The organism is Chryseobacterium sp. Leaf404 (assembly GCF_001424145.1).
Taxonomy (GTDB): Bacteria; Bacteroidota; Bacteroidia; order Flavobacteriales; family Weeksellaceae; genus Chryseobacterium.
Genome location: NZ_LMQM01000001.1, coordinates 268,803 through 291,267, shown reverse-complemented (window position 1 = coordinate 291,267; position 22,465 = coordinate 268,803). Strand labels below are relative to the sequence as shown.

Annotated in this window: 23 protein-coding genes; 13 read left to right on the top strand and 10 right to left on the bottom strand. The window is 36.7% G+C overall.

Features of this window, described 5'->3' with window-relative positions; genetic code table 11:
• Window positions 1–95: 95 nt before the first annotated feature.
• Window positions 96–1,583: a catalase gene (locus ASG31_RS01365; protein ID WP_056027039.1), complete on the bottom strand. Its 1,488-nt coding sequence runs from the start codon at window positions 1,581–1,583 to the stop codon at window positions 96–98.
• Between the two features lie 106 nt (window positions 1,584–1,689).
• Between ASG31_RS01365 and ASG31_RS01360 the strand changes: the two genes are divergently transcribed.
• The 5 genes from ASG31_RS01360 (at window position 1,690) to ASG31_RS01340 (ending at window position 6,398) form a co-directional block, all read left to right on the top strand.
• Window positions 1,690–2,640: a LysR substrate-binding domain-containing protein gene (locus tag ASG31_RS01360; protein ID WP_056027036.1), complete on the top strand. Its 951-nt coding sequence runs from the start codon at window positions 1,690–1,692 to the stop codon at window positions 2,638–2,640.
• Between the two features lie 230 nt (window positions 2,641–2,870).
• Window positions 2,871–4,151, top strand: coding sequence for a methionine adenosyltransferase (gene metK, locus ASG31_RS01355; protein ID WP_056027033.1), 1,281 nt, complete (start codon window positions 2,871–2,873; stop codon window positions 4,149–4,151).
• 87 nt (window positions 4,152–4,238) lie between these two features.
• Entirely contained in the window at window positions 4,239–4,721 is a 483-nt protein-coding gene (locus ASG31_RS01350; protein WP_082504435.1) for a hypothetical protein, read from the top strand.
• 191 nt (window positions 4,722–4,912) lie between these two features.
• Window positions 4,913–5,500 (top strand): RNA polymerase sigma factor, encoded by a 588-nt coding sequence (locus ASG31_RS01345; protein ID WP_056027027.1) that lies wholly within the window; start codon window positions 4,913–4,915, stop codon window positions 5,498–5,500.
• A 202-nt stretch (window positions 5,501–5,702) separates the two neighbouring features.
• Window positions 5,703–6,398, top strand: coding sequence for a YjjG family noncanonical pyrimidine nucleotidase (locus ASG31_RS01340; protein WP_056027024.1), 696 nt, complete (start codon window positions 5,703–5,705; stop codon window positions 6,396–6,398).
• A gap of 57 nt (window positions 6,399–6,455) precedes the next feature.
• Here the strand turns inward: ASG31_RS01340 and trpS are convergent, their stop codons facing one another.
• The 8 genes from trpS to ileS all read right to left on the bottom strand — a co-directional run bounded on the left by trpS (window position 6,456) and on the right by ileS (window position 13,852).
• Window positions 6,456–7,424 carry a tryptophan--tRNA ligase gene (gene trpS, locus ASG31_RS01335; RefSeq protein ID WP_056027021.1) on the bottom strand — a complete coding sequence of 323 codons (969 nt, stop codon included), beginning with the start codon at window positions 7,422–7,424 and terminating at the stop codon, window positions 6,456–6,458.
• 136 nt (window positions 7,425–7,560) lie between these two features.
• Entirely contained in the window at window positions 7,561–7,902 is a 342-nt protein-coding gene (locus ASG31_RS01330) for a hypothetical protein (protein ID WP_056027018.1), read from the bottom strand.
• A gap of 31 nt (window positions 7,903–7,933) precedes the next feature.
• The gene (locus ASG31_RS01325) at window positions 7,934–8,578 is read right to left on the bottom strand and encodes a vancomycin high temperature exclusion protein (RefSeq protein WP_056028019.1); all 645 of its coding nucleotides are present in this window, start codon (window positions 8,576–8,578) and stop codon (window positions 7,934–7,936) included.
• A 128-nt stretch (window positions 8,579–8,706) separates the two neighbouring features.
• Entirely contained in the window at window positions 8,707–9,345 is a 639-nt protein-coding gene (locus ASG31_RS01320; RefSeq protein ID WP_056027015.1) for a lipoprotein signal peptidase, read from the bottom strand.
• Window positions 9,345–9,542 carry a DUF2683 family protein gene (locus ASG31_RS01315; RefSeq protein WP_056027012.1) on the bottom strand — a complete coding sequence of 66 codons (198 nt, stop codon included), beginning with the start codon at window positions 9,540–9,542 and terminating at the stop codon, window positions 9,345–9,347. The genes ASG31_RS01320 and ASG31_RS01315 overlap by 1 nt, the downstream gene beginning before the upstream one ends.
• A 64-nt stretch (window positions 9,543–9,606) precedes the next feature.
• Complete coding sequence (locus ASG31_RS01310) at window positions 9,607–9,852, bottom strand: DUF6576 domain-containing protein (RefSeq protein WP_056027009.1); 246 nt, start codon at window positions 9,850–9,852, stop codon at window positions 9,607–9,609.
• An 89-nt stretch (window positions 9,853–9,941) separates the two neighbouring features.
• Window positions 9,942–10,322, bottom strand: coding sequence for a TraR/DksA family transcriptional regulator (locus ASG31_RS01305; RefSeq protein WP_056027007.1), 381 nt, complete (start codon window positions 10,320–10,322; stop codon window positions 9,942–9,944).
• A gap of 59 nt (window positions 10,323–10,381) precedes the next feature.
• Window positions 10,382–13,852 (bottom strand): isoleucine--tRNA ligase, encoded by a 3,471-nt coding sequence (ileS, locus tag ASG31_RS01300; RefSeq protein ID WP_056027004.1) that lies wholly within the window; start codon window positions 13,850–13,852, stop codon window positions 10,382–10,384.
• Window positions 13,853–14,184: 332 nt separating this feature from the next.
• Between ileS and ASG31_RS18685 the strand changes: the two genes are divergently transcribed.
• From ASG31_RS18685 to ASG31_RS01280, 4 genes are all read left to right on the top strand, one after another.
• The gene (locus tag ASG31_RS18685) at window positions 14,185–14,628 is read left to right on the top strand and encodes an AAA family ATPase (protein WP_206549379.1); all 444 of its coding nucleotides are present in this window, start codon (window positions 14,185–14,187) and stop codon (window positions 14,626–14,628) included.
• A gap of 32 nt (window positions 14,629–14,660) precedes the next feature.
• Window positions 14,661–15,047 (top strand): DUF4143 domain-containing protein, encoded by a 387-nt coding sequence (locus tag ASG31_RS18680; RefSeq protein ID WP_056026998.1) that lies wholly within the window; start codon window positions 14,661–14,663, stop codon window positions 15,045–15,047.
• A gap of 234 nt (window positions 15,048–15,281) precedes the next feature.
• Window positions 15,282–16,577, top strand: a complete 1,296-nt coding sequence (locus ASG31_RS01285) for a phenylacetate--CoA ligase family protein (protein WP_056026995.1) — start codon at window positions 15,282–15,284, stop codon at window positions 16,575–16,577.
• An 18-nt stretch (window positions 16,578–16,595) separates the two neighbouring features.
• Complete coding sequence (locus ASG31_RS01280; RefSeq protein ID WP_056026992.1) at window positions 16,596–17,216, top strand: hypothetical protein; 621 nt, start codon at window positions 16,596–16,598, stop codon at window positions 17,214–17,216.
• Between the two features lie 54 nt (window positions 17,217–17,270).
• On the opposite strand, the gene ASG31_RS01275 is transcribed toward ASG31_RS01280, so the two are convergent.
• Window positions 17,271–18,512 carry an NAD(P)/FAD-dependent oxidoreductase gene (locus ASG31_RS01275; protein ID WP_056026989.1) on the bottom strand — a complete coding sequence of 414 codons (1,242 nt, stop codon included), beginning with the start codon at window positions 18,510–18,512 and terminating at the stop codon, window positions 17,271–17,273.
• Between the two features lie 93 nt (window positions 18,513–18,605).
• Here ASG31_RS01275 and hutH point away from each other — a divergent pair, with 93 nt between their 5' ends.
• The 4 genes from hutH to ASG31_RS01255 all read left to right on the top strand — a co-directional run bounded on the left by hutH (window position 18,606) and on the right by ASG31_RS01255 (window position 22,451).
• Window positions 18,606–20,120 carry a histidine ammonia-lyase gene (gene hutH / locus ASG31_RS01270; protein ID WP_056026986.1) on the top strand — a complete coding sequence of 505 codons (1,515 nt, stop codon included), beginning with the start codon at window positions 18,606–18,608 and terminating at the stop codon, window positions 20,118–20,120.
• A 35-nt stretch (window positions 20,121–20,155) separates the two neighbouring features.
• On the top strand, window positions 20,156–20,887 hold the full coding sequence (fabG, locus tag ASG31_RS01265) for a 3-oxoacyl-ACP reductase FabG (protein ID WP_056026983.1): 732 nt from the start codon (window positions 20,156–20,158) through the stop codon (window positions 20,885–20,887).
• 87 nt (window positions 20,888–20,974) lie between these two features.
• Window positions 20,975–22,198 carry a beta-ketoacyl-[acyl-carrier-protein] synthase family protein gene (locus tag ASG31_RS01260; RefSeq protein ID WP_056026980.1) on the top strand — a complete coding sequence of 408 codons (1,224 nt, stop codon included), beginning with the start codon at window positions 20,975–20,977 and terminating at the stop codon, window positions 22,196–22,198.
• 1 nt (window position 22,199) lies between these two features.
• Window positions 22,200–22,451, top strand: a complete 252-nt coding sequence (locus ASG31_RS01255) for an acyl carrier protein (RefSeq protein WP_056028017.1) — start codon at window positions 22,200–22,202, stop codon at window positions 22,449–22,451.
• Window positions 22,452–22,465 lie beyond the last annotated feature (14 nt).

Genomic DNA, 22,465 nt, shown 5'->3' with positions numbered 1-22,465 from the left:
AATCATTTTCTAATACGCAAATTATAAATTTTTTTAATAAAAAAGAGGAAAAATGTAATTTTTTTCCTCTTTTAACAGTTTTTTAGAAGTGGTAACTATTTATTATGATTCATCATGTTACCATCAATGCTTATCTGAAGTCCTGAAGCTACCTTCATTCCAAGCTCAATATTAGCTCTGAAAAAATGACATAACTGTCTGTTGATAATTTCGTCTTTTTTAGGTCCGTCTATACCTTTCATGCTGTCTATGATGTTGTGAATAAGTCTTTCACGATCTTCCTGGTTCATTGCCTTTGTGTAAAGCAATCCGGGCTGGGTGTAGTGATCGTCGTCATTTTCGTTTCTGTTGTAATTCGCAACATGGTTGCTGTCAAGTTCGTACTCAAAGTTTTTGTAGTTTGAATCTGGCTTGATGTTATCAAAACTGTTCGGGTGATAATTAGGTTTGTCCTGATAATGGCTTGAATCTGCCATAAAACCGTCGCGCTGATAATTGTTCACCGCAAACGGACAGCGGTTTACTTCCAGCTGATGTGCATTTACGCCAACTCTGTAGCGGTGGGCGTCAGGATATGAGAACAGTCTTCCCTGAAGCATTCTGTCTGGTGAAAAACTGATTCCGTTAACTAAATTACTCGGTGAAAATATAGATTGCTCCACGTGGGCAAAATAGTTGACAGGAATTTCATTCAGCTCCATTTCTCCCACTTCAATTAAAGGGAAATCGTCGTGAGACCAAACTTTCGTCACGTCAAAAGGATTCCAGCGGAACTCGTTAGCCTGAGCCTCGGTCATCGTTTGAATATACATTGTCCATTTCGGAAAATCACCGTTGTCTATCGCATTACAAAGATCTTCCTGAGCAAAATCAGGATTTTCGCCCGCCATTTTTACAGCTTCTTCATTAGAGAAGTTTTTTATCCCTTGTTTTGTGAGAAAATGAAATTTAACCCATGTTCTTTCATCACCGGCATTAATCATTGAGAAGGTATGCGACCCGAAACCGTGCATGTGTCTGAAACCATAAGGTGTCCCGCGGTCTGACATTAAAATTAAAACCTGATGCAGAGATTCAGGATTTAAGCTCCAGAAATCCCACATCATCGTGGCGCTTTTCAGATTTGTTTTAGGTACTCTCTTTTGAGTATGGATAAAATCAGGGAATTTTTTTGCGTCTTTGATGAAGAAAACCGGCGTGTTGTTACCTACCAAATCCCAGTTTCCATCTTCTGTGTAGAATTTCAGTGCAAAACCTCTTGGGTCTCTTGCTGTATCGGCACTTCCTTTCTCGCCACCCACGGTAGAAAATCTTGCAAACATCTTACATGAATTTCCAACCTGAGAAAAAAGTTTCGCTTTTGTAAATTTTGAAATATCGTGAGTCACTGTGAATTTTCCGTACGCTCCGCTGCCTTTTGCATGCACAATTCTTTCAGGAATTCTTTCTCTAACGAAATGTGCAAGGTTTTCCTGCAAAATAAAATCCTGAAGCAAAATAGGTCCTCTGGCACCCACCGTCTGCGAGTCCTGATGCTCAAAATACGGTGCGCCGTTCCCTGTTGTTAATTTTTTAGTATCCATTTATTATGATTTGTATTTAAGTTTCATTTTAAGAATCAAATTTAGATGAATTTTTAATTTACTATACCAAAAACGTCATATCTTTGTAATAGATAATATTAATCGAATGAACATTCAGCAATTGGAATATCTTATCGCTGTTGATAAGTACAAACATTTTGGTAAAGCCGCTCAGGCGTGCTTTATTACACAACCCACTTTAAGCGCTATGATTCAGAAGTTTGAAGATGAGCTGGATGTGAAAGTTTTCGACAGAACCACCCATCCCATCAGAACTACAGACGTGGGACTGCAAATAATAGACCAGGCAAAAGTGATTATTCAGGGGGTCAATGAGCTGAGAAACAAAGCCAATTTATTGAACAATATTTTAGGCGGAACCATCAATCTGGGAATTATCCCCACTGTTTCATCCTTTATTTTGCCAACGGAAATTTTCAGTTTTCTTCAGGAAAATCCTAAGATTCAGATGAATGTGAAAGAAATGACCACTGAAAATATTATTAAAGCCTTAAAATCCGGTGAGCTGGATGCAGGAATTATTTCTACACCTTACGATAACGCCAGCGAATTTTATCAGGATTTTCTTTTCAATGAAGAGCTGATGATTTACAGTTCAGATACAGAAGCAAATAAGAAAAATACGTTCATCGTTCCCGAAGAAATGAATACGGAAAAAGTATGGCTTTTAGAAGAAGGAAACTGCTTGAGAAACCAGTTTGAAAATATCTGCCATTTAAAAGAAAACTCTCTGAAGCCCAAGAATCTGGATTTTTTAGCTTCAAATATTCAGACTTTGGTGCACATGGTTGATAAAGTGGGAGGAATAAGTATTTTGCCTGAACTTGCCTTAAACCAACTTTCAGATGAGCAGAAAACGAAGGTTTTTAAATTTAAAAAGCCTTTCCCTTATCGTGAAATCAGTATTATTTATTATAAGCCGACCTTCAAACAAAAAATCATTGATGAGTTGGGGAGTTCAATCAAAAAATCACTGAAAGACAAACTTAATTACTACGAAAATCCGAAAGATTATGTGAGTATTAAGCCGCAATAGAATTAGAAATCAGATGAAAGTCTGATTTTTTTCATTTATATTCAAAGTCAAAAGTTTTGAGTATTAGAAAAATAGTGCTTACATTTGCAGACGTTTGATAACGAGGAAAAATTTGACCTGATTGCAACCTCTCTAAAAATATGCTAAAACAGTATTCTATTTCAGCTATTTCCGGCAATTATTCATTTTTAATCCTCTTAGTTTTAAATTAAAAAAAACAAAAGAAGAATATGTCTTATTTATTTACATCTGAATCAGTTTCAGAAGGCCATCCGGATAAAATCGCAGATCAGATTTCCGACGCATTAATCGATAACTTTTTAGCTTACGACAAAACCTCTAAGGTTGCTTGTGAGACTTTGGTTACAACAGGACAGGTGGTTTTGGCTGGAGAAGTAAAATCAGATGCCTATCTTGATGTACAGACTATAGCAAGAGAGGTGATCAACGGAATTGGTTATACAAAAGGTGAGTACATGTTCAACGGTGATTCTTGCGGAGTTATTTCTGCAATTCACGAGCAGTCTCCGGATATCAACCAAGGTGTTGACAGAGCGGTAAATGACGAGTCTTTCGAAGCAAAAGCAAACGCGCAGGGTGCGGGTGATCAGGGGATGATGTTTGGTTATGCTACCAACGAAACTGCGAACTATATGCCTTTGGCTTTGGATTTAGCTCATACAATTCTGAAAGAACTTTCTGCTTTAAGAAGAGAAGATTCTGAAATTAAATACCTTCGTCCTGATGCAAAATCTCAGGTTACCATTGAGTATTCTGACGATCACAAGCCGGTAAGAATAGATTCTATCGTAGTTTCTACTCAGCATGACGATTTCGGGGCTGAAGAAGAAATGCTGAATAAAATCAGAGAAGACATCAAAAATATTTTGATTCCTAGAGTTGTTGCTTTGCAGACTGAGGAAATCAAAGCTTTATTCAACGAGCAGATTAAATATCACATCAACCCAACTGGGAAATTCGTAATCGGTGGTCCTCACGGAGATACAGGTTTGACAGGAAGAAAAATCATCGTAGATACCTACGGTGGGAAAGGTGCTCACGGTGGTGGTGCATTCTCCGGAAAAGATCCTTCAAAAGTAGACAGAAGTGCTGCGTATGCTACAAGACATATTGCTAAAAACTTAGTTGCAGCTGGTGTTGCAGATGAGGTTTTGGTACAGGTTTCTTACGCGATTGGTGTTGCTGAGCCTTGTGGTCTTTTCATCACAACTTATGGTACCTCAAAAGTGAATTTGACTGACGGTGAAATAGCTAAAAAAGTATCTACTGTATTTGATCTTAGACCTTATGCGATCGAGCAGAATTTGAAGTTAAGAAACCCTATCTATCAGGAAACAGCTTCTTACGGTCACATGGGAAGAGAGCATTTTGTTGCTGATAAAACTTTCAATAAAGGTCACAAAAATGAGCTGACTCTTGAAGGTTTGGAATTCTTCACCTGGGAAAAATTAGACAAAGTAGAAGAGATTAAATCGGCTTTCGGTTTATAATTCTTCTTTTCGGTATAGAAACTGCTTTAACATGAAAATGCTAAAGCAGTTTTTTTTATTTTTACACTTAAATATTTTATAATGAATATGCGATCTGCAATCACTATCCTTTTTGTTTTCTTTACAGGAATTTTTGCTCAGGCACAATATACCGTTCATAAAGTGATTAACTTGGGTTATGTCTATCAGAATCAAAGTTTTGGGGAAGTAGGGGGGAAGCTGATGTTTCTTAAAAACGATGATGTGATTTACAGATTGGGCGCCTCAGCATTGATGGGATCTACTAATTCACAGTTTGCCATTATGCCGAAACTGCAGGCAGATGTTCTTTTAAATTTTCAGAAAGATGTAGATTTTTATCATTCTTACTACTTTATTATGGGAGCAGAAGCAACCAATAAATATGTTGCTCCTAAAATTGGTGTAACGTTATTCGGGCTTTTAGATCTCACGGGAGGTTATGCTTTTCCTGTCGCAGACGCCAAGTTGAATGGAAAAGAACTGAAAGGCGTAAATGTTAATTTCACATTAAATATTCCAATAGTGGCTATTTATGATATGTTTAAGTAGGAAGTTTTAATTTTTTTTAATGTTAATTGTTAAAAGTTTAACATTTATTAAAAATTTATTTATATTTACAGCATAATTCAATGCTATAGATAATACTTTACTCTGAAACTCGCCAATAACTATAAAAAATCATCAGGTTTTCACCGGAAAACCATTGGTGGGCGAAATAACAATTATAGAGAAGTAAAGTTATGATACCTACAGACAGCAACCTGATTACCCTTTATCAGACCGGAAATGAAGATGCATTATCCACTTTAATTCACCGTCATCAGCGGGACCTTTTTACATTTATCCTTTATAAGATTAATGATGAAGATATGGCAAATGATATCTTTCAGGATACCTTTATCAAAATCATTATCATGCTTAAAGAAGGACGTTACAATGAGGAGGGTAAATTTATTCTCTGGGCAAAAAGAATCGCTCAGAATTTAATTATTGACCATTTCAGAGCTAAAGCCAAAAATGTAAAAGTATCTGAAACTACTTTTGATAATGACGAATATTCAATCTTTGATCTCATCAGAGAACCTTCAGAAAATATTGAAGATCAGTTGGTAAGCCTTCAGATTCAGGAGGATTTGATTAAAATGCTGCAGTTTCTGCCGGAAAACCAGCAGGAAGTGATTAAACTGAGATTTTTTGACGGTTTAAGCTTCAAAGAAATCGCTGAACATACCAATATGAGCATCAATACAACACTTGGAAGAGTGCGTTATGCGTTGATTAATCTCAGAAAAATAATGGAAGAAAAGAATATTATTCTCACAAGATAATATTTTGGAACAATTTTCGTTTTTAAGGAAACAATAATTTTCGCCTATGAAAAATAACGATTCTTTAAAATCCAAAAGTTTGAAACCAAAAAAGCAAACTATTGATTTTTTGCTCAATTTCTCAAAAAGTCTTGAAGTAATTAAAGTGAAGGATTCTCACATCCACCTTTCAAAAAATTAAAAATTAGTAAATTTGTGCTGTATGAAAATTCAGCACATTTTTTTTGATCTCGACAATACCCTGTGGGATCACCGCAGGAACGCTTATCTAACCATCAAAAGCCTTTTCGAAAAAGAAGAAATCACTTTAAAATACAATATTGATTTTGAAGAATTTCACTCTGTCTATCATGAAATCAACGAAAGACTTTGGGAGCAGATTCGTGATGGCGAAATTGATAAAGAATATTTGAGAAAACATCGTTTTTATGACACATTCAATCATTTCGGAATTGACGATTTGGAATTATCAATGTACTTTGAAGAACATTTTTTAGATAAAATTTTAAATTTCAATCATCTTGTAGAAAGTGCCGATGTTATTTTGGAATATTTAAAATCAAAAAATTACACCCTTCACATTATTTCAAACGGTTTTCAGGAAGTGACTGAAAGGAAATGTATTCTCTCGGGAATTGATCATTATTTTCAAACCATTACAAGCGCAGATTCTGTGGGCGTAAGAAAACCCAACCGTGAAATTTTTGAGTATTCTCTCGGACTTGCCAATGCTAAAACCGAAGAAAGTATTCTGATTGGCGACGACTGGATTGCCGATGTTGTTGGAGCTCAGCAATTTGGTATGGACGTTATTTTCTTTGATGTTTTAAATGAAAATCCACAGCAGGAAAATTTAAAAGTCATTAAACATCTTTTACAGATAAAGGATTATTTATAAAAAATTCGGCGACATCAATGTGTCGCCGAAACTGTATTCAATAGAAATGTTCTGGAATTAAATTCCCAAACTCTCTCTCACTCTTTTAATTGTTTCAGTAGCAATCACTCTGGTTTTTGCCGCTCCTTCCTGAAGTTTGGCTTCCAGTTCTTCAAGATTCTTCATGTAGTAAGAAAACAACTCTCTTTCTTTTTCAAATCTTGTTAAAATTAAATCCAAAAGCTCTTTTTTAGCATGACCATAACCGAAGTTTCCTGCAAGATATTTTGCTCTTAATACTTCAGTCTGCTCAGCAGTTGCAATCAATTCGTAAATCGCAAAAGTCTTATCTGTAGACGGATCTTTTGGTTCTTCTAAAGATTTAGAATCACTTTCGATGCTCATCAACTGTTTTTTCAGTTCTTTTTCAGGCAAGAAAATATTGATAATATTTCCTCTTGATTTAGACATTTTGTGACCATCCACTCCGGGAACGTATTTGGTATCTTCCTGCAATTCAGCCTGAGGCAAAACCAAAACTTCACCCATCTGATTGTTGAATCTTGAAGCAACGTCACGGGCAATTTCAAGGTGTTGTAACTGATCTTTTCCTACGGGAACAATTTCCGCTTTGTAAAGCAAAATATCTGCAGCCATCAGAATCGGATAGGTAAATAAACCTGCATTTACATCCTGCAAGCGATCCGCTTTATCTTTAAATGAATGTGCTAATGTTAATCTCTGATAAGGAAAAAAACAGGATAAATGCCAAGAAAGTTCACAGGTTTCAGGGATGTCGCTTTGTCTGTAAAAGAATGTTTTTTCGGTATCCAGTCCGCAGGCAAGCCACGCTGCAGCAATTTCGTAGGTGTTGTTTTTTAATTCTTTTGCATCTTTAATCTGCGTAAGTGAATGAAGATTCGCAATAAATAAAAATGACTCGTTTCCTGCTTGCTTTGAAAGCTCAATTGCAGGAATAATTGCACCCAAAAGGTTCCCAAGGTGCGGTGTTCCGGTGGCTTGTATGCCGGTAAGAATTCTTGACATTTGTTTAAAGTTGTTTGTAAAATTAATGAACTGCAAATTTAGGTATTTATCCTACAGATATGTGTAGACAGTGGAAAGAATATTATGTTGAATATATTGCTATAAAAAATTGGGATCTTTGTACTTTGATTTAAATCTACAATTCTCTAGGAATAAATCTATCATAAAAGTCGCCTGTCCCTTTTGCATCAAGTCTTCCTATAATTACTTCAATTGAACTTTTTGATAATTCAATGTTAGGTATTAAGTGTAAATGTTCTCTGGCACCCAATGGTAAACTTTTAGCATCTGTTTTTTCTTGATTTAAATCAGCGATTTGGATTAGTAATTTAGCCAAAGACTTAAGTCCTTCCGGGTTTCCATGAATTAATATTTCGTCACTCTTAATAATTTTAGAGTCAATCTCATCTTGCCTGTGGGACAGGAAAATATCTAGATGTCCTCCGATAATATTAACTTTAATTTCACTCTGTTTCATTGTTTTAATTTTAAAAATGTTACTAAAACATCTAAGGAATCAAAATCTTCTCCCCTCCAAACTTCGGTTCCACACCAAACATAAAATCCCAAAAAACTTTTACACGCGCCAGTTTTTCTCTTGCATTGGTTTTAAAACCTGCATATTTATTCACATCTTCAGCGTTGAAGCCAAATGCCTGAATGCCGTTTTTTCTTGCTAAATAAACCGCTCTTTCATTGTGGAATTTCTGAGAAATAATGATGTAGGAGTTTTGCCCAAAAATTTCTTTTGCCCTTAAAACAGAATCCAAAGTTCGGAAGCCAGCGAAATCCTCAAAAATTTTATTGGCAGGAACTCCTGCTTTGATGAGCTCGTTTTTCATTTCCTCAGGCTCGTTGTAGTCTTTTTGTGAATTGTCCCCACTTACGATAATGTTTTGAATCTTTCCTGATTTAAATAGCTCTGCAGCAGCTTTTATTCTGTTAAAAAAGTAAGCGTTTGGATTTCCATTGGATAAGGTTTTACTCGTTCCAAGGAGGAGTCCGGTTTTCTCGGATGGAAGTTTTGAAATCTCTGAAGTAACGAAATTTTCCGTCTGATCTTTAATGGTAAAGTTAGACCAGATCACAAAAACAATTCCCACCACAAGAAGCAGCAGGAATATTTTGATTGTATTTTTTATTAATTTTTTCATACAGTTTGAACCTTCGAAGGTTTCATAAAAGTATGAAATCCCCATGAGTTTGCAACACAAAAACCGATATAAATTATGGGATCAAATATGTCGTTTGAAAGACAATAAAGACCTACATATTAAATATTTTAAAACTCAAGACCGTTCGGGAACGCTTTTTTTCTGAAAATTATTAAAAGTGCACCGCCAACAGTAATAGCAGAATCTGCAACATTAAAAATGTATTTAAAGAATTCAAGATGTCTTCCTCCGATTAAAGGCCAGCTTTCAGGAACCGTCCAGTCTACAAGTGGAAAATGCAACATATCTACAACGCAGCCTTTCATAAAAGTGGAATATCCATGCCCGAAAGGAACCAGTTTTGAAACTCCGCCGTAGCCGATCCATTGTTTGATGTTTTCGTCATAAACCATTCCGCTGTCGAAAATTAATCCGTAAAACATTCCGTCAATTAAATTTCCGATGGCACCTGCAAAAATCATTGCCATTGGGATGATTAGATAGTTTGATTCGCCTCTTTTAAGCCATTTGCTAAACAAATAAATCATTCCGCCGATCAGGAAGACGCGGACGATTACCAGAAAATATTTCCCCAGCAATCCACCAAAATGGAAACCATAAGCCATCCCGGGGTTTTCAACGAAAGTTAATTTAAATCCTGGAAAAACAGCTTCACTGTCATTCAGATTAAAGTTGGTTTTAATGTAAATTTTTGATGCCTGATCAATCAACAATATAAGAAAAGTGATAAGTGCTATCTTCTTCATTATTGGTCAGTCTTTGGTTTGTCTTTAAAATTTTTTGCAGGCTTTTCCTTTTTTGGTGCAGTGATTCTTGGCTCAAAATTCTGAGTTTTCGCACCTCTGGTGTGAAATTTTTCGTATCGGATTCCCATGTCTTTCATTACACTTTTCAGTGCATTCAGCTCCATCTGGTTTTTTGGGTGTACAATTAATGCTTCCATTTTACTCTGTTTGCGTTGTGTTTTTAGCCTAAATTAAAGCTTTTACAACGTTTATGTTTTAATATTAATGCTTAGACAGTTCGTCTAACCGTTTTCTATCTTTTGCTGACAAATCGTTGATACCATTCTTTCCCATTTTACTGAGAAGTCTGTCGATTTCCTTTTCCCTGTCCCGTTTATCTGAGTTGAATTGCTGATCGATTGTGAGATTTTTAGGCTTATCTGGATAGAATCTGTTTTTGATTCTGTCTCTGTTAAAATACCACAAAACTGCCACAAGGATGGTTCCTAAAATCAGATATTCACTCATAGATATAATTAAAAAATAGGTTTACATAATGTTTTAAAAAAACATCATATAAACCCAATTAATTATTTACAAAAATAAGATAAAAAATATTATTTCTGCATATTTTTAGCTTCAATGCTCAGTGTAGCGTGAGGAACTGCCAAAAGTCTTGGCTTAGGAATTAATTTTCCTGTTACTCGGCAAACACCGTAAGTTTTGTTTTCAATTCTTATCAAGGCATTTTTCAGGTCACGGACAAATTTCTCCTGTCTTCCTGCTAAAATTGAGTTTTGCTCTTTGCTCAAAGTTTCTGCTCCTTCTTCAAATGCTTTAAAAGTGGGAGATGTATCATCAGTTCCGTTATTCTGGTCGTTGATGAAACTTTCTCTGATCAGTTTCAAATCATTTTCAGCTTTCTCTATTTTATCTTTGATGATTGCCTTAAATTCCTGTAAATCAGCATCGCTGTATCGTACTCTTTCGTCTGACATGGTTCTTTTTTCTTTTTAATAAAATTATGAAATGGAATTTGAAAAACAATAACTATACGTTACATTTTTTCAACATTTATTTTAAATTTAACTTCATCTATTTCGATTTCGATAAAATCTGATAGTGAAGATACAACTTCTAATTTATCCGACAATACTTCGTCTGAAATATAAGTTTCATTCTTACGGACGTCTTCAATAAAAGGTGAGTTTTCTTCAACAGATATGCTGATTCTGTCGGTCAAATCAAAATCTTTTTCTTTTCTGATATTCTGAATTCTGTTAATAAATTCTCTCGCAATACCTTCAGATTTCAATTCTTCTGTCAATGTCAAATCTAATGCCACAGTAATTTTGCCTTCGCTTGCTACTGTCCAGCCCGGGATATCTTTTGTGGAGATTTCAACGTCTTCACTGGTGATTTCATACCCGGAGACTTCTGCTTTTCCGGCTTTTTCCAACTCAGCGATTTGCTCAGCGGTGAAACCGGAAATTGCTCCCGCAACGGTTTTCATATCTTTTCCTAATCTCGCACCCAATGTTTTAAAATTCGGTTTGATCTGTTTTACAATAAGGTGTGAAGCTTCTTCCGCATTAATCAACTGTAGTTCCTTTACGTTAACTTCCTGCTTGATTAAATCTGAAACCGCTAAAATCTGTTCTTCAGTTTTCTTATCTAAAACAGGAATTAAAACTTTCTGAAGTGGCTGACGAACTTTCACATTTTCTTTCTTTCTCAATGAAAAAACCATACTCGTGATGGTTTGTGCCAAGTATGTTTTCTCAACCAAATCTGTGTCAATCAGGCTTTCATCCGCAACAGGGAAATCTGTTAAGTGAATAGAATTTACAGAATCTTTTCCGGTGACCCCGTTCAGATCCTGAAACAGCTGATCCATAAAGTACGGCGCAATGGGTGCGGAAAGTTTCGCAACGGTTTCAAGACAAGTGTATAAAGTTTGATAAGCAGAGATTTTGTCATCAGAATAATCGCCTTTCCAGAAACGTCTTCTGCATAATCTTACATACCAGTTTGATAAATTATCATTCACAAAAGTGCTGATTGATCTTGCCACTCTCGTTGGTTCGTAATCTTCGTAAAATGCTTTTATTTCCTTAATTAAAAGGTTTAATTCAGATAAAATCCAACGGTCAATTTCCGGCCTGTTCTGAACTTCTTTTTCTGAATAATTAAATCCGTCAACATTTGCGTACAAAGCGAAGAAAGAGTATGTGTTGTAAAGTGTTCCGAAGAATTTTCTCCTTACTTCATCAATTCCGTCGATGTCAAATTTTAGATTTTCCCACGGATTGGCATTGGAAATCATATACCAACGAGTCGCATCCGGCCCATACACCGAAAGTGTTTCGAATGGGTCAATCGTATTGCCTTTGGATTTCGACATTTTGATGCCGTTTTTATCCAACACAAGTCCGTTGCTCATTACATTTTTATAAGCTACAGAATCGAAAACGGTCGTTGCAATGGCGTGAAGCGTATAAAACCAACCTCTTGTCTGATCAACTCCTTCTGCGATGAAATCTGCCGGGAATGCTTTGTTGGAATCAACTTGCTCTTTGTTTTCAAACGGATAATGCAGCTGCGCATACGGCATCGCTCCGGAATCAAACCAAACATCAATCAAGTCGCTTTCACGTTTCATTGGCTGTCCTGATGCTGAAACCAAAGTAATCTGATCCACAATATTTTTGTGAAGATCAATTTTTGCATAGTTTTCCTCAGACATATTTCCAATTTCGAAATCTTTGAAAGGATTCTCCTTCTGGAAACCAGCTTCAATTGATTTTTCAATTTCGTTGTATAATTCTTCCATAGAACCGATGATAATTTCTTCGGCCCGTCCTGAGCCTGTCGAAGGATCAGTTCTCCAGATTGGCAACGGAATTCCCCAATATCTTGAGCGGGAAAGGTTCCAGTCGTTGGCATTTTTTAACCAGTTTCCGAAACGTCCTTCACCTGTAGATTTTGGTTTCCAGTTGATGGTTTCGTTCAAATCGAACATTCGGTCTTTTACATCAGTCACTTTGATAAACCACGAATCTAACGGATAATACAGCAATGGCTCATCAGTTCTCCAACTGTGCGGATAACTGTGAACGTATTTTTCAACCTTGAAGGCTTTGTTTTCTTTTCTTAATTTTAAGGCAATTCTCTCATCCACAGAAAGATAAGCTTTTAAATCTGCGATAATTGATTTTAAATTTTCTTTCTGAATATTAAATTCTGTAGATTTTTCTTCATCATTAAGATATTCAGCTTTCACATATTCGTTGGCAAAACCGTAAGTTTCATCATTGACAATCGATAAAAACCGACCCTGCAAATTAACCAAAGGAACCGGATTTCCATTTTCATCCAAAACCAACATTGGCGGAACTTCAGGTGAAGCATCTTTCGCTACTTTCGCATCATCTGCACCAAAAGTTGGCGCCGTGTGTACGATTCCTGTTCCGTCTTCTGTGGTTACAAAATCTCCAGCAATCACACGGAACGCATTTTCAGGATTTTGGTAAGGTATAGCGTAATCTAAAAGTTGCTCATATTTAATTCCAACCAAATCTGCGCCTTTGAATTCGGATAAAATCTGATAAGGAATAGTTTTGCTTTCTGAAGTATAATTGTTGAAATCCTCTACTGTTCCTTCAACGAATTTCTTCCCAAACTGTTTTCCAACCAAAGGTTTAGCCAAAACAATATTAATTGGTTCAAAAGTATATTGATTAAAGGTTTTTACTAAAACATAATCGATTTTTGGACCTACCGTTAAAGCGGTATTTGAAGGTAATGTCCAAGGAGTCGTCGTCCAGGCTAAGAAATGAACATCGCCAAATCCCTGTAAAAATGAAGGCAAAGTTTCCCGTAAAGTCTTGAATTGTGCAACAACGGTCGTATCAGTCACATCACGGTAAGCTCCCGGTTGGTTTACTTCGTGGGAAGACAGGCCAGTTCCCGCTTTCGGAGAATACGGCTGAATCGTGTAACCTTTGTAAATTAAACCTTTGGTATAAATCTGCTTCAAAAGCCACCAAACCGACTCCATATATTTTGGTTTGTAGGTAACGTACGGATTTTCCATATCTACCCAATAGCCAATTTTGTCGGTCATATCGTTCCAGACATCGGTGTAGCGCATCACGGCGTTTTTACAGGCTTCGTTGTATTCTTCGATGGTGATTTTTTTGCCGATATCTTCTTTGGTGATTCCCAATTCTTTCTCAACGCCCAATTCCACGGGAAGACCGTGGGTGTCCCAACCTGCTTTTCTGAAAACCTGTTTTCCGTTTTGCGTTTGGAAACGGCAAAAAATATCCTTAATTGCTCTCGCCATTACGTGGTGAATTCCCGGCATTCCGTTGGCGGAAGGCGGTCCTTCATAAAAAACAAACTCCGGCTGTCCTTCACGGATCTCCACGGATTTTTTGAAAGTTTCATTTTCTTTCCAAAATTCTGCGATGTTTTTTGCAGTTTCTGTAAGGCTTAGATTTTTATATTCGTTAAACTTCTTCATTGTCAGTGGGTTCAAAAAGAATTATCCTAATTAATTAAGTTTGCGAATATAATGTTTTTTGTGGATTTAATGGTGGGTTTCGGGGATGAAAAATTTAGGGCTGAAAATTCGGTAGAGATTGTCTTTCGTTTTAAATGGAAAATATCGATATCTGCTTGTCAAATTGTATAAAATGTTTTACAGAGTAAATTAGCTGAGATAATCGATAGTCAGAAAAGTAATTTTCAGACTAAAAAATTGGGTCAAGAAAGAGAATTATTGAAAGAATTGAAAGTGTATGAAAAATTTGCTTTAATCATCACCGGAATTAGAAGAAGCGGAAAAGTACTCTTTTGTTACAATTATTGAAAGAAAATTCTCAAAGTTCACTGTATCTGAATTTTGAAGATATCCGATTGAGTGGTTTTGAATTGAAAGATTTTCAAAGATTAGATGATGAAATAAAAGAAAGAAAACCCGATGTTTTGTTTTTTGACGAAATACAATTAATCGAAAACTGGGAAATGTTTGTCCGCCACAAAGTGGATGAAGGTGCGAAAGTCGTAATAACAGGTACAAACGCAACACTTTTGAGCAGAGAATTGGGAACGAAGTTGACAGGAAGACATTTGGATTACGAATTATTTCCTTTTTCTTTTTCGGAATTTTTACAATTTATGAGTCTTGAAAGTAATGAGAATGCAACCAAAGAATTTATGGAAAAAGGTGGATTCCCAGAATTTCTCAATACGAACAATGGAAAATTGCTGAATACTTTGGTGGAAGATATTTTGTAAAAAGATTCGCCATCAGATATGGTTTCCGAGATGTGAATACGCTAAAAAAAGGCGCCGTTTATTTAATTTCAAATATAGGTAAACTATTCTCTGCTAATAAGTTGAAAGACGTTTTTGAGATAAAATCAGCTACCACAATGCTCGAAGTTTTCTCGCATCTGGAAAACACTTATCTCATACAGTTTCTCCCAAAATTCAGTTACTCCTTAAAAACCCAGGTTAGGAATCCGAAAAAAGTTTACGTTTTGGATTTGGGCTTTTTTACACACGCTTCCATCGTTTTCACCGATGAACTAGGAAGGCGTCTGGAAAATATGGTTTATCTGCATTTGCGAAGAAATTTCACCGAACTTTATTATTTTAATGAAAAAAAGAATGTGATTTTATCGCCATCAAACAAGGTAAACTTGCGGAAATAATACAGGTTTGCTATGATTTGAATCAGGATAATCTGCAGTGGAAAATTGCAGGACTGATGGATGCTCTGAATTTTTTCGATAAAGAAAAAAGGAAAAATCATCACTTTTAATCAGAAAGACCGTTTTGAGAAAGATGGGAAAGTCATAGAAGTTTTACCTTTTCACGAATTTGCTTCTGAGCATTATAGCTAATTTGAAATTTAATATTTTTAACTTTGCCCAAAACCTAATATTTTGAATTTATTTCCGGAAATAGAGTTTGCAGAACCAGAGAAAATAAAAAAACTTCAGGAAGAAAAACTTCGGGAGCAAATGCTTTATCTCGGGCAAAATTCTCCTTTTTATCAAAAATTATTTGATGACAGTAAAATTGATATTAATGAAATCAAAACCCTCGAAGATTTAACCAAAATCCCAACGACCTCAAAAGATGATCTTCAACAGAACAATCGGGATTTTTTCTGTGTTCCGCCCACTGAAATTGTAGATTACAGCACGACTTCAGGAACTTTGGGTGACCCCGTAACTTTTGGTCTATCGGATAAAGATTTAGAGAGATTAGCCTACAACGAAGCCGTTTCTTTTGCCTGCGCAGGAGTAAAAAAAGGTGATGTTGTGCAGATGGTGACAACGATTGATAAAAGATTTATGGCAGGTTTAGCCTATTTTCTTGGCCTCAGAAAAATGGGAGCAAGCGTTGTACGTATGGGACCAGGAATTCCGGAACTGCAGTGGGATTCAATTTTCAGATATAAACCAAAATATCTAATCACAGTTCCTTCGTTTTTACTGAAAATGATTGATTACGCTGAGAAGAATAATTTAGATTACAAAAACTCCAGTGTTTTTGGTGCGATTTGTATTGGTGAAAGTCTTAAAAACCAGGATTTTACAGATAATATTCTTTCTCAGAAAATTAAGGAAAAGTGGAATATTGAATTGTTTTCTACTTACGCTTCTACCGAAATGAGCACGGCGTTTACAGAATGCAAATTTCAGGTTGGCGGGCATCATCATCCGGAATTGATTGTCGCTGAAATTCTTGATGAAAATGAAACCCCTGTGGAAGATGGAGAAAGCGGCGAACTCACGATTACAACTTTGGGAGTAGAAGCTTTACCCTTGCTGAGATTTAAAACGGGAGATTTAGTTAGGGCACATTACGAGCCTTGCGGGTGTGGTAGAAACACGATGCGGTTAGGTCCGGTTTTAGGCAGAAAACAGCAGATGATCAAATACAAAGGAACCACTTTGTATCCGCCGGCAATGAATGATATCCTGAATGATTTTGACGGAATTTTATGCTATCAAATAGTGATTCACTCGAATGAAATTGGTTTGGATGAAATTATGATCAGATTGAGTACAGAAAATACAGATGAAAATTTTGTGGATGAAGTGCGAGACCATTTCCGCGCAAAATTAAGGGTCAGCCCGAAAGTTGAGGTGGTGGAATTTGATGTTTTGTCTAAAACTGTTTTTCATCCCAACAGCAGAAAGCCTATCACCTTTAAAGATCTTCGAAATTAAAAAATTACCGTATAAATTATGAGAAAACTAATTCTAATGCTTTCTGTAGGATTTGCAGCCGTAGCATATTCACAGAAAATCAAGCTCGTTTCGGGCGATTTTGCAGCTCTCAAAGATCAGACTGAGGTAAATGTGGAACTGCTTTTTGATGATAAAGTTTTAATCCAGGCAGAAAATTTATCTGAAGCGCAATATCTGGAAAACAGAAAAAAAGACGTTTTAAATAATCCCAAAAAAACCAATGAAGACTGGACTAAATGGATTAATGAATGGAATGATTTCAAAGAAACAAAATATCTGGCAAAGTTTCTTAAAGGCATCAACCACAAATCTAAAAACATCGTTTTTAAAAATAATATTCGGTCAAAATATACGCTTAAAGTAAAAACCATTTGGGTGTACGCTGGCTGGTCTGGCGGTTTTGTGATGCAGCCTGCAAAACTTACGAGTGAAATTACAATGGTGGAAACGGATCATCCTCAGAATGTGGTTTTCAAAGTAGATTCCCCAATGATAGAAGGTGTGGGCATCAGTGAAAATCCCAATTCTGAATATATTATGGAATACGGGCGGATTTCTGTTGCCTACGAAAAAACAGGACGCCTTTTGTGGAAAGCAATGGCAAAGGAAATTAAATAGCAGCTGAAATACTGCCAGATTCAAAAACGGTCTTCAAATTTTCAGACCGTTTTTTTATGCCTGTTGTTTTTCTGTTTTAATGAAATTTGCCAGATTTACAATTGCGGTATCGTGAATTCTTACAAATGTATTTTTCTTATTCCAGACGTAGCCCGCCAAAACTGCGCAGATTTTTCTTTTTACATCAGGGTTTTCAGGCTGGTGGAAAAACAGTTCCTGAAGATTTCCGGTGTACCATTCTTTCACGTACGTTGTAAAAACACCTACTCCGTATAAAATGTAATCTGCAAATTCTGTCTGCCAATCTACTTTTTCGCCCTTCAGTTGTCTTAATGCAAGTTTTGCTGCGGTCATTCCGCCTTCGGTGGCAAACGCCATTCCCGATGAGAAAACGGGATCCAGAAATTCTGATGCATTTCCGGTCAAGGCAAATCCGTCTCCATAAAGTTTTCTGACTGAACACGAATAGTCTTTCAGATGTTTCGGCTCAAATAAAAATTCTACATCACCAAAACGCTTTACATAATAATCAGACAATGAAATTGCTTTTCTCAATGCTTCCGTAGGATCTCCGTTTCCAGAAAGTTTTTCAATATACTCAGTCGGTCCTACAATTCCCACGCTTGTATTTCCATTCGAGAAAGGAATCACCCAAAGCCAAACCTCCGTTTCAATAATATCAAAAGAAATCAAAGTTCCTTCTTCGCCTTCTTCACGGTTAATGTCTTCAACGTGTGCAAAAATTGCGGAGTGCGGAGACAGTTTTGAAGGTTTTTCCAGATCTAAAAGTCTCGGCAAAACTCTACCGTACCCGCTGGAATCAATCACAAATTTTGCGTGGATTTCCTTTGTTTCGCCATTTTTATTTTTTACGGTGGTTACAGAATCTGTTCCGTTAAATTCAATGCCGATAACTTCGGTTTCAAATTCGAGATCCACACCTTTATTAATGACTTCCTGGGCCAAAGTATTGTCAAAATCAGCTCTTGGAACCTGCCACGTCCAGTCCCATCCATCTCCGAATTTGTTGCTGAAATCAAAAATACAGACTTCATTACCACGCATAAAACGTGCTCCGAGTTTTTTTTCAAAGCCCATTTTATCCAAAGCCGGAAATAATCCAGCCTCTTCAAAATGATCCATCACACGCGGGATCAGGCTTTCGCCCACCACCAGTCTTGGGAACAGGGTTTTTTCCACCACTTTCACCTTAGCGCCATTGTTATGAAGATATGCGGAAGAGACGCAACCGGAAGGTCCGGCGCCAATCACAAGTACATCTACAAATTCTTTCATTTTGTGTGATATTCTATCTATATTTGCGTCACAAAATTAATCACAAAAATTTGATTCCAAATCAGTTTTTTTCCTTTTTTTAAATATTGACAGATGATATTAACGGCTAACCTCCAATTGGAGGATTTTTATAAAATTATTTTTGATAAAGAAACGCTTGAATTAAGTGAAACCCTCATCTCGAAAATAGAAAACGGTTTCAGTTTTTTAGAAGAATTTTCCAAAGATAAAGTTATTTATGGCGTAAACACTGGTTTTGGGCCAATGGCGCAGTACAGAATCAGTGAAGAAAACAGAAATCAGCTTCAATATAATTTAATAAGAAGTCACTCTTCGGGTGTGGGAAATCCTCTTTCGCCTCAATCTGCAAAAGCGGTGATGTTGGCGAGATTAAATACATTAAGTTTAGGAAAATCTGGTATTCATCCTTCAGTTGTTTTTTTACTTAAAGAATTGATTAATAAAGACGTTACACCACTCATTTTCGAGCACGGCGGCGTTGGGGCAAGTGGAGATTTGGTTCAGCTGGCGCATTTGGCTTTGGTTTTAATCGGCGAAGGAGAAGTTTTCTATAATAATGAAAGACGCGAAACAAAAGATGTTTTTGCTGAATTAAACATCGAACCGATTAAAGTTCACATCCGTGAAGGTTTAGGATTAATGAACGGAACTTCCACAATGACAGGAATTGGAATTATCAACGCCTATTATTCCAGAAAGTTAGTCGATATTTCAGTGAAACTTTCGTGTGCAATCAACGAAATTGTTAAAGCATACGATGACCATTTTTCTGCAGCTTTAAATTCCACAAAAAGACACGAAGGTCAGCAGAAAATTGCTTCGAGAATGCGGGAAAGCCTTTCTGACAGCAAATTGATCAGAAAAAGAGAAGACCATCTTTATAATAAGGAAAACAAAGAGGAAATTTTTAAAGATAAAGTTCAGGAGTATTATTCATTGCGTTGTGTTCCACAGATTTTGGGACCGGTTTTAGATACTTTGGAATTCACGGAAAAAATCCTGGAAGACGAAATTAATTCTGCCAATGATAATCCTATCATAATTCCTGAAGATCAGCACGTTTACCACGGCGGAAACTTCCACGGCGATTATATTTCTCTTGAAATGGACAAGCTGAAAATCGTCATCACAAAACTGACAATGCTTGCAGAAAGACAGTTGAATTATCTTCTGAATGCAAAAATCAACGAGATTTTCCCGCCATTTGTCAATCTTGGAAAATTAGGGTTGAATTTCGGAATGCAGGGTGTTCAGTTCACTGCAACTTCCACAACGGCGGAAAGTCAGATGTTGTCGAATCCGATGTATGTTCACAGTATCCCGAATAACAATGATAATCAGGATATTGTGAGTATGGGAACCAATTCTGCGGTCATTTGCAGTAAGGTTATTAACAATGCTTTCGAGGTTTTGGCAATCGAATTGATCACGGTTGTTCAGGCGATTGAGTTTTTAGAATGTCAAAGCGAAATTTCTTCTGTAACTAAAAAATTATACGATGAAGTTCGGGCAATTGTTCCGGCTTTCAAAGAAGATTTGATTATGTATCCTTTTGTTGAGAAAGTCAAAGAATATCTGAAAAAATAATGCTGAATTTTTGTAAAATTTAAAAGCTTAAAACTATGAAATGCGCCATCATAACAGGCGGTTCCCGAGGTATCGGAAGAGCAATCTGTACCAAATTAGCTGAAGAAAAAAATTATCATATTCTCATCAACTACACTTCTAATGAGGCTGCAGCAAAGGAAACTTTAGCCAAAGTGGAAGAATTGGGTTCTACAGGAGAAATTCTTAAATTCGATGTAGGAAATGCGGAAGAAACCCAAAAAGTTTTAAATGAATGGCAGGACAATAATCCAAAATCCATCGTTGAGGTGATCGTTAACAACGCCGGAATCACAAGAGACGGATTGTTTATGTGGATGCCAAGTGAAGACTGGAACTCGGTGATTAACACGAGTTTAAATGGGTTTTATAATGTAACGAATTTCTTCATTCAGAAATTATTGAGAAACAAATACGGAAGAATCATCAATATGGTTTCTGTTTCCGGAGTGAAAGGTACGGCGGGGCAGACCAATTATTCAGCGGCAAAAGGTGCCTTGGTAGGAGCAACAAAAGCTTTGGCTCAGGAAGTTGCCAAAAGAAATATCACAGTAAATGCCGTTGCGCCAGGTTTCATCAAAACCGATATGACGCAGGATTTCAACGAAGACGAACTGAAAGCAATGATTCCCACAAACCGCTTCGGGGAAGCAGAAGAAGTGGCAGATTTGGTCGCATTTTTAGCATCAAAAAAATCGTCGTACATAACAGGAGAAATTATTAATATTAACGGAGGAATTTATTCATAAAAATAATGTAGCAATGTAGCAATTTACCAGTTTACCAATGTTTAAATTGTTACATTGCTAGACTGATACATTGTTAAATTTAAAAAGATGGAAAATAGGGTAGTCATTACCGGAATGGGAATTTATTCCTGCATCGGCACTTCTTTGAAAGAAGTGAAAGAATCCCTGTATCAAGGTAAATCCGGGATTGTTTTAGACGAAAACAGAAAAGAATTCGGTTTCAGATCGGGATTGACGGGCGTTGTCCCAAAACCTGATCTGAAAAATCTTCTCAACAGAAGACAGCGCATCAGCATGGGCGAAGAAAGCGAATATGCCTACATCGCAACGTTAGATGCTTTAAAACAGGCCAGTATTGACCAAAACTTTTTAGACCGGAACGAAGTAGGAATTCTGTACGGGAACGACAGTGTTTCTCAGGCAGTTGTAGAATCCATCGACATTGCAAGAGAGAAAAAAGACACCACTCTGATGGGTTCAGGAGCCATTTTCAAGTCGATGAATTCCACAGTAACGATGAATCTTTCCACCATTTTTAAATTAAGAGGAATCAACTTAACCATCAGTGCAGCGTGTGCAAGTGGTTCTCACTCTTTGGGACTGGCTTACATGATGATTAAAAACGGTTTTCAGGACATCATCGTTTGCGGTGGTGCGCAGGAAACCAACAAATATTCAATGGCGAGTTTTGACGGTTTAGGTGTTTTTTCGGTACGAGAAAATGAACCGCAGAAAGCATCAAGACCTTTTGATTCTGCCAGAGACGGCTTAATTCCGAGCGGTGGAGCAGCAACTTTAATCGTGGAGAGTTTAGAATCAGCCCAAAAAAGAGGTGCTGAAATCATCGCAGAAATCGTAGGTTACGGATTTTCTTCCAACGGCGGTCATATTTCCACGCCCAACGTAGACGGTCCGGCTTTGGCAATGAACCGGGCTTTAAAACAGTCAGGATTTCAAGCAAAAGATATCGATTATATCAATGCACACGCCACTTCCACACCAATAGGTGATGCCAATGAAGCAAAAGCCATTCACGAGATTTTCGGAAGCGAAGTTCCGGTAAGTTCCACAAAATCAATGACCGGCCACGAGTGTTGGATGGCAGGAGCAAGCGAAGTGATCTATTCGATTCTGATGATGCAAAACGGTTTTGTGGCACCAAATATCAATTTGGAAAACCCTGATGAAGATGCAAAATCGATAAATCTTATCGCTGAGACAAAAAACCAAAAAATTGACGTATTTTTGTCGAATTCTTTTGGGTTTGGAGGAACCAACTCCGCACTAATTGTTAAAAAATTTGATGAATAAAATGGAAAGAGAGAAAATTATTACAATAGTTAATGATTTTTTGATAAACGAATTTGAAGTTGACGGTGAAGACATCAGCAATGGGGCAAATTTTAAAATCACTTTGGGCTTAGATAGCTTAGATTACATTGATCTTGTGGTGGTTATCGAGTCCCATTTCGGTGTAAAACTGGGCGAAGCAGACTTCAAAAACATCATCACATTCGACGATTTCTACTCAACAATCGAAAACAAAATCTCTCAAAAAATGTAATAATGTATCAAAAT

Excerpts from the sequence above, each read along its gene's own strand:
- ASG31_RS01365 (WP_056027039.1), bottom strand. The coding sequence starts at position 1,583 with ATGGATACTAAAAAATTAACAACAGGGAACGGCGCACCGTATTTTGAG.
- ASG31_RS01360 (WP_056027036.1), top strand. The coding sequence starts at position 1,690 with ATGAACATTCAGCAATTGGAATATCTTATCGCTGTTGATAAGTACAAA.
- metK (WP_056027033.1), top strand. The coding sequence starts at position 2,871 with ATGTCTTATTTATTTACATCTGAATCAGTTTCAGAAGGCCATCCGGAT.
- ASG31_RS01350 (WP_082504435.1), top strand. The coding sequence starts at position 4,239 with ATGCGATCTGCAATCACTATCCTTTTTGTTTTCTTTACAGGAATTTTT.
- ASG31_RS01345 (WP_056027027.1), top strand. The coding sequence starts at position 4,913 with ATGATACCTACAGACAGCAACCTGATTACCCTTTATCAGACCGGAAAT.
- ASG31_RS01340 (WP_056027024.1), top strand. The coding sequence starts at position 5,703 with ATGAAAATTCAGCACATTTTTTTTGATCTCGACAATACCCTGTGGGAT.
- trpS (WP_056027021.1), bottom strand. The coding sequence starts at position 7,424 with ATGTCAAGAATTCTTACCGGCATACAAGCCACCGGAACACCGCACCTT.
- ASG31_RS01330 (WP_056027018.1), bottom strand. The coding sequence starts at position 7,902 with ATGAAACAGAGTGAAATTAAAGTTAATATTATCGGAGGACATCTAGAT.
- ASG31_RS01325 (WP_056028019.1), bottom strand. The coding sequence starts at position 8,578 with ATGAAAAAATTAATAAAAAATACAATCAAAATATTCCTGCTGCTTCTT.
- ASG31_RS01320 (WP_056027015.1), bottom strand. The coding sequence starts at position 9,345 with ATGAAGAAGATAGCACTTATCACTTTTCTTATATTGTTGATTGATCAG.
- ASG31_RS01315 (WP_056027012.1), bottom strand. The coding sequence starts at position 9,542 with ATGGAAGCATTAATTGTACACCCAAAAAACCAGATGGAGCTGAATGCA.
- ASG31_RS01310 (WP_056027009.1), bottom strand. The coding sequence starts at position 9,852 with ATGAGTGAATATCTGATTTTAGGAACCATCCTTGTGGCAGTTTTGTGG.
- ASG31_RS01305 (WP_056027007.1), bottom strand. The coding sequence starts at position 10,322 with ATGTCAGACGAAAGAGTACGATACAGCGATGCTGATTTACAGGAATTT.
- ileS (WP_056027004.1), bottom strand. The coding sequence starts at position 13,852 with ATGAAGAAGTTTAACGAATATAAAAATCTAAGCCTTACAGAAACTGCA.
- ASG31_RS01280 (WP_056026992.1), top strand. The coding sequence starts at position 16,596 with ATGAGAAAACTAATTCTAATGCTTTCTGTAGGATTTGCAGCCGTAGCA.
- ASG31_RS01275 (WP_056026989.1), bottom strand. The coding sequence starts at position 18,512 with ATGAAAGAATTTGTAGATGTACTTGTGATTGGCGCCGGACCTTCCGGT.
- hutH (WP_056026986.1), top strand. The coding sequence starts at position 18,606 with ATGATATTAACGGCTAACCTCCAATTGGAGGATTTTTATAAAATTATT.
- fabG (WP_056026983.1), top strand. The coding sequence starts at position 20,156 with ATGAAATGCGCCATCATAACAGGCGGTTCCCGAGGTATCGGAAGAGCA.
- ASG31_RS01260 (WP_056026980.1), top strand. The coding sequence starts at position 20,975 with ATGGAAAATAGGGTAGTCATTACCGGAATGGGAATTTATTCCTGCATC.
- ASG31_RS01255 (WP_056028017.1), top strand. The coding sequence starts at position 22,200 with ATGGAAAGAGAGAAAATTATTACAATAGTTAATGATTTTTTGATAAAC.